An 8,838-nucleotide genomic window follows, 5' to 3' on the forward strand; every position below is an offset into this window, starting at 1 on the left:
GGGAAGAGCAGTGGCTTGATCGGTGGTCATGCGTCAGCTTGCCAGACACGTGTGAAAACCGTCTACAGCGCCAAAATCCGTGTTTAAGTAGTGCTAGGAACAGCCCTCGCCCGGCAATCCCAAATTTTCGAGCAGGTCAACGCTTCTCTGGTCGATACCCATGTCCAGAAGGGCACTCTCGCCGAATGGTTCGACGAACGCGGTGGCCAATACGAGAAACACGCTGTTCTGCAGCAAAAAATCCAAGCGCAACTCACCCCACCCCTGCTGGCGGTCTGTTTCGCCCTCGTGTGCTTCGCACTGATGCTGACCCTGTGCGCGCCTCAACTCCGCCTCCTGCTTCCCTGATCCTTCCTCGCTCCAGGAGTTTCCTATGCCCAACTTTGCCTACAGTGGCTTCAATCCCCAGGGTGCGGTTAAAGGCGTCATCACCGCAAAAGACAAGGCGGCCGCCCTGGCCGATCTGAAAGAGAAGAACATCACCGCCAAGAGTCTCGCAGTCGCCAGCCCCCTGAGCCAGAACATCAAGCTGCGAGATCCTCTTCCCAGCGGCACTGACATGAGCCTCCTCTGTAGCCAGCTCGCCCTGATGGACCGGGCCGGCGTCAACCTGCTCGAAACCATGACGTCTCTCCTCCAGACCACTGCCAATCAGAAGCTCAAAGACGCCCTGCATGACATTCGAGACGGCGTTTCCCGTGGTCAGGAATTTCCTATCGCCCTCGGCCGACACCCCCTGATCTTCGACAAATCCTTCGTCGCGCTCGTCAAAGCTGGGATTCGCACCAACACCCTATCGACGACGCTCGACCGCGTGAGCACCATGTACGAACGCAACGTCAAGGTGACCCAGGAAGTCCGCGGTGCGCTCGTTCAGCCCGCGATCACCATCGCCATCGCCATTGCCGTCGTGATCCTGCTGTCCATCATGGTGATTCCCCAGATGCAGGGCATGCTGGAGGGTCTCAACGTCGCCCTCCCGCCCCTGACCAAGATCATCCTCGGCTTCTCGGCCGTCGTGCGAGGGCCCATTGGCCTCCTCCTGCTCGCCGTCATCGTCGCGGCCGTCATCTTCGTCCAGCGCTACATCAAGACCGATCAGGGCAAGACCAACTTCGATAAGTTCGTGTTGCGTATCCCTAAAATTGGCGATCTGGTCCTCCTGGGCAGCCTCAGCCGCGTCAACCGGACGCTCGCCACCCTCCTGAGCAACGGCATCGCCAAAAACGAGGCCATCGGTATCGCCGCCGAAGCCAGCGGCAACCGCGTCCTCGAAGACGTTCTCCTTCTCGGCCGCAAGAGCGTCGAGCGCGGCGATCACCTCTATACCGTGCTCGAAGCCCACCCCAAACTGTTCCCCGCCACCATCACCGGCATGGTCCGAACCGGGGAATCCAAAGGTGAGCTCTCCGAAATGCTTGACCGCGTTTCGGACTTCTACGAGCGGCAAGTCGAGACGGACGCCCGCAACCTGACCAAGTACATCGAGCCGTTCATGATCGTCTTCCTAGGCGTCATCGTCGGCGGCCTGGTCCTGGCCGTCATGCTCCCACTCAGTGAAGTCATCAAGAACCTGAGCACCTGAACTGAAGGAACGCCTGCACCCCCCGGCGTTCCCGGGGGCTTCGTCTGCCGGAAGGATTGCCATTCATAGCGCCAGGAAGGACTTCATGACCCAGAATCCACACCCCTATCAGGGGCACAACGTACCGGTCAACCAGAACCGCCCACACCATGAAGGCATGAGAGAGGAGGGATTTACCCTGGTCGAGATTTTGATCGTCATCGCCATCATCGGCATCCTGGCCGCCGTTCTCGTGGGGAACTTCAGCGGATCCCTCCGGACAGGCAACCGTACAGCTGCCAAAGCCCACGGCTATCAGGTCAGCCTTGCGATCCAGCAGTGGCTCAGTCAGTCTCCAGTCCGCACCGTAAGTAGCCTGACCGGGCTGAACTGTGCGCAGGGCTATGCCCTCATCAGCACAGGCCCACAGGCCAACAACGCCCTGGCGAGTGGCCAGCTGGGCTGGAAGGCTCCGACCGGGTCCATCACGTGCAGCATCGCCCAGGGCACCAGTGCCCGCACCGCGCTCGTCACGACCAAAGTCACGGGCGACAGCAAGACCTTCGTCAATGGGGAAGCGCAGTGAATACCTCCGGCTACACCCTGATCGAGGTCTTAATCGTCATCGGCATCCTGGCGCTGGTCATGGCCCTGGTCGTCAGCCGCCTCAGTCGCCCGAGCGACCCTGTGGCGCCCTTCGCCGCCGGCATGGTGAGTTACCTCAACAGCGTTGCCGCCGACGCCTCCAGCCGTGAGCAGGGCGCGTGCGTGAGCTTGCACGAGGGACAGATCGTCACCACGCCAGCCCTGACACCGGCGCCACTGCTCCTGCCCCAAGGGGTGACAGTAAATTTGCCAGAGTTCTGTTACGACGCCAAAGGCAGAGTTTCTACAGCGCAACGCCTCACCGTCGCGTCAGACGATGCCTCCACCACCGCCGACGTCCTGATCGACCCGGGCTACGGCAACGCCCGCCTGGGAGTGAACTGATGCGCACTCAGGCCCACCGCCAGGCCGGCTTCACGGTCATCGAGGTCCTCGTGGCCTTTGTCGTCCTGTCCATCGGGATCGGCATGATCATCCAAAACAACATCGCCCTGACCGAAATCAACAGCCGAGCAGAAGTGCAGTCCCTCCAAGCCACCGCCGCCGAAGCTCTCGCCGAGCGTTACGCCGCCCAGAGCCTCCCCACCGGGTCCACCATCCAGGGCAACGTCAGCGCCGCGGTCCCCCTCCGCGATCTCGACAACGAGCGGGACCGTGCCGTCTGGAACGTCCTGGCCTACACCGTCGCCCGTCCTTCCACCGACCGCGTCACCATCACGGTCTCCCGCCGGGACATCCCCAACGACTCCAATGCCCTCGTCATCGAGGTCACCCCCTAATGCCCCCACAAGGAGATTTGGATGCGTCATCCCCCAGATAAAACGCGTGGCTTCACGCTCATCGAGGTCCTGGTCGCCATCGCGCTCCTCGCCGGCCTCTTCTACAGCGTCGGACCGCTCCTGACCCGCAGCACCCAGGCCAACCGCCAGACAGTCCTCGCTGCAGGAGCCAACAGCAGCATCACCCGGCTCGGCGAACAGATCGCACAGGACATCCGCGGCGGCGAAACCCTCCTCGCCAGCGCCAGCGTCAATAGCCTGGACATGTACAAGCTCCGCCAGGAGATCGTCTTCGACCTCAACCGCGGCCACGACCGCTATCAGGGCAAGACCCTCCACATCCTCAACAACGCCTTCGCGAGCTACGTCGGCAAGGACGTCATGATCGTCGGCAGCCAGGGCGAGTACATGCCCACCCGTGTTGTCTCCAGTACGCCTGACGGCACCGGCAGCGTGGTCGAGTTCAGCTGCAACATGAACATGCCGGGCGGGATCACTGCCTTCACCTATGGTCAACTCAAGCTGGAGAAGACCGCTCAGGGCCTGGTGCGCACCAAGACGGACAACGGGGTCTCTGCTGCCCAGGTTGTCGCCACCAACGTCGACAAGCTCGTGTTTGAACCCACCTACGGCGCTGCCGCTGGGCGCTTCACGGCCACGGCAAAGGCGCCTGCGCCTCGATTGAGCAACCAGAAGCTCGACGGGGTCAACTACGCGATCACCAGTAGCGACGAGCAGCCCGTGATGGCCGCCGGCTATGTGCAGCTGGGCCTGCCGGGGATCTACCCCTGGCCCTGCAACGCCAACCCGGTCGCCCCCCCCAACAATCTGGGCAAGCTGGGCCTGAACGTCACCCTGAACGAGGAACTGGTCGGTCCGGCGACCCTGCGGCCGAGGGTCTACGTGCGCGGACCAGGCCTGTCGACCACCAAGACGACGTTCGGTGCGCAGGTGTACGACAAAATCGCGGCCGGCACGTACATCGGGAGTGCTGACCCCATCACTGTCGGGAACATCATCTACGACCCGCGCGTCGCCCGCAGCCCGGCCAAGATCGGCAACGGCCTGCAGGAAACCATCTTCGTGGACTACACCGTCCGCAAGGGTCGAGTAGTCGTCCAGGTCAGCGGTCTCCCCACTCCGCCCCCTGCGAGCGGCTTGGTGACCTTCAGCGGCCCGGAGACGGTACAGGTACCGGCCCAGACCGGCGCACAGGAAGTTCGACTCACCCCTGGGACCTATGGGATCAACGCGGACCCGATTGGAGCCTACGTGCCCACGGTCAGTGTCTCGACGCTCGTTGTTGACAGCACCACCAACACGGTCGTGACGATCAATTACGCCGTGCCGAAGGGTTCGATCAACGTACAGGTTACGGGTCTGCCTGCGACGTACACGGGTGGTTCGTCGATTCGGGTGAGTGGGCCAGAGAGTGCCACGATCCCCGCCGCCAACGGTGGTGCCACGCTCCTGCTCGTGCCGGGGCAATACACCGTCCAAGCTGACGATGCTGGTACTTACAAGCCCACAATTAGTACGACCACCCTTCAGGTCGACAGCAATAAGACCACTACTGTCACCATCAACTACGCCGATAGCACGCCTCCAGTCCCTGGAGGGCCGCCTCTGCCAGGTGATCCCGTTGTACCTGTTCCTGGTGGACCACCAATCCCTGGCGGCCCTCCAGCGCCGACTGATGGCAACTTCGCACTGTACTTCTATGATCCAGGTAATACTTTCGATCTAAGTCCGTTATTTATCTGGCAGTATAGGTTGGGTAGTCTATACAGAACTTTGACAGTAACGAGCGCGTCTACAGTCTTAACTCTTGATCCCAAAGATACCTATGTGGTTCAGACACCTAGTCGAGAAGCACAGGAAAGTTGTGAATATCCTATTGGAAATCCAGAAGACATGCATTGCTTTATCACCAGCACTGCTATAACCTCAATACCTGATTTTAAAAGGGATGTTCAAGTCATGAATTTAACTACGTTTAGAGGGATTAAAAATGGAGTCGTTCTAATAGGCATAGACAAACGGGGTGGTGGCCGGGGCGGACAAGGTGGCTGTGCTTACCCCAACTATTACGACGAAGTGACCAAACAATGTCTAAGACCTAAAGGCTTTTGAATATCGAAAAGGGGGCGAGATCAATCTCGCCCCCTTTCTCATCTCAACGTTTTAGTACATTACAGCGGTCCAAGAATTTCCCCACTTATTATTACTTACATCCGGCGTAGCGTAGCTATGGCCAGCTCCAAAGCTTGTGAAAGAGGGATACATAATAGCCGTACAGTGTCCAGGGCTTAACATCCAATCTCTTACGGCGCTTTCCGTAGAGTTACGGCCCGTGATGACTATTTCCCCAATGTAGCCAACTTCGTTCACGCCCAGTTCCCTGTAGGCTCGAACCTTTCTTTCGGTAGGACTTGCGCCATAAAAGTAAGAGCTGTTCGTAGCAGTTTCATTATGGAACTCATAGCCTACATTGCTCATGTATTCAGCGTGCTTACGTGACATAAACGACAGAACGCCATTGTATGTCAGAGGATTGCGCGGCGAAAAGTTATTGGCCGCACACGTCCCAGCAATAGCATCTACGCCATTGATTTTCCCGGTAGTACGAACTTCATTGATTAGGTTAAGAACTTCGATTTCTTGCGCGGAAGGCGAAACGTAAATCGTGCCTTCTGGGGTCCCGTTACCAGATCCCACAGCAGCACCGGCTGTCGGTAGGAAGGGTGCCGTCGAAGGAGGATTCGTCGGGGGATTCGTCGGGGGATTCGTCGGAGGGGTTGTTGGCGGGTCCGTCGGAGGATTAGTGGGTGGGGGGGTATCCGTTGGAGGCAGCTCAGTCGTGGGGGGTATGGTGATAGGTGGATTCGTAGGAGGTTTGATATCGGTGCAGGCGCTCAGGCCGAGCACCAGGCCAGCGCAGAGCAGGAGGGGCAGTCGTTTCATAACTCCAGTTCTGCACCAAACAGAACGCTTGTCAAGCGGAGATGCTCTGCGCGCTATGGCCTAGGCCAAGTGCAGGTCTAGAAATCGCATGCTGCACATCAAATTCAACGTCACTCCCGCACATAAACCATCAGTAGCCATGGCCGCATCCAACAGCACCAACGCCGCACTATCTTCCGCCTCATCCATGCCTGCTCCTTCCCAACTGACCGCCCGCGGCTTCGAACGCCTCCAGCAGACGCTGCAGCGCGAACAGGTCCGCCTCGATGAAGCCCGAGAGTACGTGCGTGACCAGCTCGAGTCCAACGAGGCCGAGAGCCTCAACCTCGTCGAAGCCCAACAACAACTCGCCACGCTCGAAGAACGCGTCGAGGAACTCCAGGAGCTGCTCGCCACCGCTCAGATCCTTGAGGTACCCGCTGGAACCCACGACGTGGTGCAGCTGGGCGACGTCGTGCTCCTGACCCATCTGGGCTCCGGCAAGACACAGCGCGTGCAGCTCGTCACTGCAGCTGAGGCCGCCGGCGCGCTGGGCGGGGTCCTTCAGGTCAGTCCGGACAGCCCTGTCGGCTCCAGACTCCAGGGTGGCCGTGTCGGCGACACCATCACGGTGACCCTGAAGCAGGACGTGCTGTACCGCATCGAGCAAATCGAGCCCAACACCGACCGCTGAACTCTAAGAAGGTTGCGGCCTGCCCACCCTAATTCCAGCGGGTGCTCATGCTGCCGCTGCCCTTGACGCGTCGGGTCAGATCAGCGGCAGTATCGAGTGACCAGCGCCTGTTCCACCCCACGCCACCGTGCCCAAGCCGCAATGACCTTCAGAATCGGCGTGGAGAGAAACAGCGCTCCAGGCAAACGCATATCACTCATCATCCCCAGCACGGCCAAGTGGGACAGTTGCTTGGGGATTTCCTTCTTTTCATCGTATAACCCGTCCGCCGCCAAGCCCGAGAGAATCCGCAACGAGTTCTCGAGGCCGGTATGGCCGGGACGGACTTCATTTCGGAAACGAATCTGGCCAGGGGTCGCGTTGAAGAACCGGTGAACGACGCCTCCCTTGACCTCGTACGATTCCCCCGGCTGGAGAACGACCGTTCGATTGTTCAGGATCAGGGTCAGTTCACCGTCCAAAGCGGTGAACGTTTCCGCGTACGCCCGGTGATGATGGGAAGGATTTCCGCCCTGCGGCGTGAGCCTAATCTCAAGCTCACTGAGGGAGAACTTCCAGGTGTCTTTCTCTCAGGCGACGAAGAGTGCGGTCGGGGCAACATGTACTCCAATAGGTCAGGTCACCCGGTACTCTAGTCTCCGGTCTATATACATGGTGTCCAACTGCTCTACGGGCGAGGAGACATGTCCTTGAGGAAACGAGTCGATCCTGATCCTAAGCCGTTGCCTGAAATTTACGCCACGGCTACTCACCTCTTAACTGGCTCGGTGGGAGAGACGCTCGGCCCCTTCGACACGCCTCACGATGCCTGTGCAGCGGTGATCGAGAGGGTGGGGCATGTCCTGGTCTGGCAGCGCATGAGCACGGGTGCGTATATCGCTGGGAAGCCCCCGACGTTGTGGAGAGTTGAGGTGCGCGTGAGAACAAGCTGGCCACCGATCACCTGCCCACTCTGCTGACGCACCTCAGGAGAGGTCCTGCCCCTACCCAAGCCTACAGCGCAGGAAAAAGGTGCAGCATGATCTGCGAAGTAGGATGACTGCTCGGGCGCCCTGGTGAGCAGCTCAGTCACGCCATTTCACGTTGTTGAAGTTGGCTACTCGGCACCTGCCGCCGCCTGAGTTCCACACCCTCATGCGTCAAGGTGATGGTATTCCCGGGATAGGTGATTGCCGTGTCGAACGTCAACAGTGCCGCCAGTTCTGCGGCGTGCTTCAGCTCCAGAGTGACCGTGCCGTCGCGCATAGTGATGGTCACGCTGTACATAGGGAGCATGTTGACCTGCCATTCCCGATCCATGGCAACAGGTTTGGCGCATTCATTTCGCCGGTGGCCCTTCCTCCAGATGAAGTTGACCTCATCCCCCAACATCATGCAGGCTCCCGTTATACCCCGGCAAGAAACTGGAGCAGGGTGGGCGTCTCGTTAGAGTAGGCCCGCACCAGACGAGGGAAACAGTATCGGCCCCATCGCTCACCTACTGATCCGAGCCTTGATTCGGAGCGATAGGGCTGCTCAGGCGAACATTCGCCAATTGAGCTCGCTCCAGTAATAAGCAGCCCAGGATCAGCTGACTCGTGATTCATCGTGTTATGAACCTATGCGCAGGTCAGTAGGTGATGCAGATCTGTCTACTTCCCAACATCAGATAACGAGCGGTCTGGAGTCTGTCATAAAGACGTGAGAAGAGGCCCTTGCATACTGGCGCATGGAGAAGAAAATTGGTTTCATCGCACTCTTGGCTGCACTCAGTTGTGCACAGGCCGCTACGCTCAAAGTCGCGACGATCAGCCCGTTATCGGGAAGTCTGTCCTCGGTAGGGATTGAGCTGCGCCGTGGCGCTGAACTTGCTGTCGAAGCAAAAGTTCGTACGTTCAAATTCCAAGGATATGATCTCGTCCTTGCTGCTTTTGATGATCAGGCCTCAGCCACACGAGGTGGTGTGGTCGCTCAAGACGTGTTGGCCGACAGCAGTATTGTCGGCGTCGTCGGTGCCCTGAACTCTAGCGTGTCAAATGTGGTGGCTCAGGCCTTTGAGCCTGTACGACTGGCTAGCATTTCACCTGCGAGTACCAATGACGCGTTGACGAGTCATGCCTGGGCGTCTTTCAGCCGTGTGGTCGCTCCTGATCGTGCACAGGCGGTTGCCGCGGCCCTCAGTAGAGGACAACTTCAGTTTTCCCTGTTCTGAACAGCCTCAACAGGTTTGGGGATCGCCAAAAATGACGAAAGGCGGTCTTCTGGAGGTGTGA

Annotated in this window: 11 protein-coding genes; 8 read left to right on the plus strand and 3 right to left on the minus strand. The window is 59.2% G+C overall.

Translation table 11 applies throughout. From position 1 onward, the window contains the following. Nucleotides 1-90: 90 nt before the first annotated feature. From ASF71_RS25855 to ASF71_RS15275, 6 genes are all read left to right on the plus strand, one after another. On the plus strand, nt 91-348 hold the full coding sequence (locus tag ASF71_RS25855) for a type II secretion system F family protein (RefSeq protein WP_156372869.1): 258 nt from the start codon (nt 91-93) through the stop codon (nt 346-348). Nucleotides 349-373: 25 nt separating this feature from the next. Beyond that, the gene (locus tag ASF71_RS15255) at nt 374-1,585 is read left to right on the plus strand and encodes a type II secretion system F family protein (RefSeq protein ID WP_056301889.1); all 1,212 of its coding nucleotides are present in this window, start codon (nt 374-376) and stop codon (nt 1,583-1,585) included. Nucleotides 1,586-1,670: 85 nt separating this feature from the next. Next, the gene (locus ASF71_RS15260; protein ID WP_056301891.1) at nt 1,671-2,150 is read left to right on the plus strand and encodes a prepilin-type N-terminal cleavage/methylation domain-containing protein; all 480 of its coding nucleotides are present in this window, start codon (nt 1,671-1,673) and stop codon (nt 2,148-2,150) included. Then, complete coding sequence (locus ASF71_RS15265) at nt 2,147-2,554, plus strand: prepilin-type N-terminal cleavage/methylation domain-containing protein (protein WP_056301893.1); 408 nt, start codon at nt 2,147-2,149, stop codon at nt 2,552-2,554. The genes ASF71_RS15260 and ASF71_RS15265 overlap by 4 nt, the downstream gene beginning before the upstream one ends. Continuing rightward, on the plus strand, nt 2,554-2,949 hold the full coding sequence (locus ASF71_RS15270; protein ID WP_056301895.1) for a prepilin-type N-terminal cleavage/methylation domain-containing protein: 396 nt from the start codon (nt 2,554-2,556) through the stop codon (nt 2,947-2,949). Before ASF71_RS15265 ends, ASF71_RS15270 begins: the two co-directional genes overlap by 1 nt. Before the next feature lie 21 nt (nt 2,950-2,970). Continuing rightward, on the plus strand, nt 2,971-5,082 hold the full coding sequence (locus ASF71_RS15275; RefSeq protein WP_056301898.1) for a type II secretion system protein J: 2,112 nt from the start codon (nt 2,971-2,973) through the stop codon (nt 5,080-5,082). Between the two features lie 51 nt (nt 5,083-5,133). Here ASF71_RS15275 and ASF71_RS22980 read toward each other — a convergent pair whose 3' ends face one another. After that, nucleotides 5,134-5,913, minus strand: coding sequence for a CAP domain-containing protein (locus ASF71_RS22980; RefSeq protein ID WP_082506084.1), 780 nt, complete (start codon nt 5,911-5,913; stop codon nt 5,134-5,136). Between the two features lie 187 nt (nt 5,914-6,100). On the opposite strand from ASF71_RS22980, the gene ASF71_RS22985 reads away from it, so the two are divergent. Further along, entirely contained in the window at nt 6,101-6,586 is a 486-nt protein-coding gene (locus ASF71_RS22985) for a GreA/GreB family elongation factor (protein ID WP_162243124.1), read from the plus strand. A gap of 80 nt (nt 6,587-6,666) precedes the next feature. On the opposite strand, the gene ASF71_RS15290 is transcribed toward ASF71_RS22985, so the two are convergent. Together ASF71_RS15290 and ASF71_RS15295 are read right to left on the minus strand one after the other, a co-directional pair. Next, nucleotides 6,667-7,116, minus strand: coding sequence for a cupin domain-containing protein (locus ASF71_RS15290; protein ID WP_082506086.1), 450 nt, complete (start codon nt 7,114-7,116; stop codon nt 6,667-6,669). 538 nt (nt 7,117-7,654) lie between these two features. Beyond that, nucleotides 7,655-7,960 (minus strand): hypothetical protein, encoded by a 306-nt coding sequence (locus ASF71_RS15295; RefSeq protein WP_056301915.1) that lies wholly within the window; start codon nt 7,958-7,960, stop codon nt 7,655-7,657. A gap of 334 nt (nt 7,961-8,294) precedes the next feature. Here ASF71_RS15295 and ASF71_RS22995 point away from each other — a divergent pair, with 334 nt between their 5' ends. Next, on the plus strand, nt 8,295-8,777 hold the full coding sequence (locus ASF71_RS22995; protein WP_082506087.1) for an ABC transporter substrate-binding protein: 483 nt from the start codon (nt 8,295-8,297) through the stop codon (nt 8,775-8,777). Nucleotides 8,778-8,838: the final 61 nt, after the last annotated feature.

The organism is Deinococcus sp. Leaf326, from assembly GCF_001424185.1.
Taxonomy (GTDB): Bacteria; Deinococcota; Deinococci; order Deinococcales; family Deinococcaceae; genus Deinococcus.

Coding starts and splice junctions, on each gene's coding strand:
- ASF71_RS15270 (WP_056301895.1), top strand. CDS start 2,554: ATGCGCACTCAGGCCCACCGCCAGGCCGGCTTCACGGTCATCGAGGTC.
- ASF71_RS15295 (WP_056301915.1), bottom strand. CDS start 7,960: ATGATGTTGGGGGATGAGGTCAACTTCATCTGGAGGAAGGGCCACCGG.
- ASF71_RS15255 (WP_056301889.1), top strand. CDS start 374: ATGCCCAACTTTGCCTACAGTGGCTTCAATCCCCAGGGTGCGGTTAAA.
- ASF71_RS22985 (WP_162243124.1), top strand. CDS start 6,101: ATGCCTGCTCCTTCCCAACTGACCGCCCGCGGCTTCGAACGCCTCCAG.
- ASF71_RS22980 (WP_082506084.1), bottom strand. CDS start 5,913: ATGAAACGACTGCCCCTCCTGCTCTGCGCTGGCCTGGTGCTCGGCCTG.
- ASF71_RS15275 (WP_056301898.1), top strand. CDS start 2,971: ATGCGTCATCCCCCAGATAAAACGCGTGGCTTCACGCTCATCGAGGTC.
- ASF71_RS15260 (WP_056301891.1), top strand. CDS start 1,671: ATGACCCAGAATCCACACCCCTATCAGGGGCACAACGTACCGGTCAAC.
- ASF71_RS22995 (WP_082506087.1), top strand. CDS start 8,295: ATGGAGAAGAAAATTGGTTTCATCGCACTCTTGGCTGCACTCAGTTGT.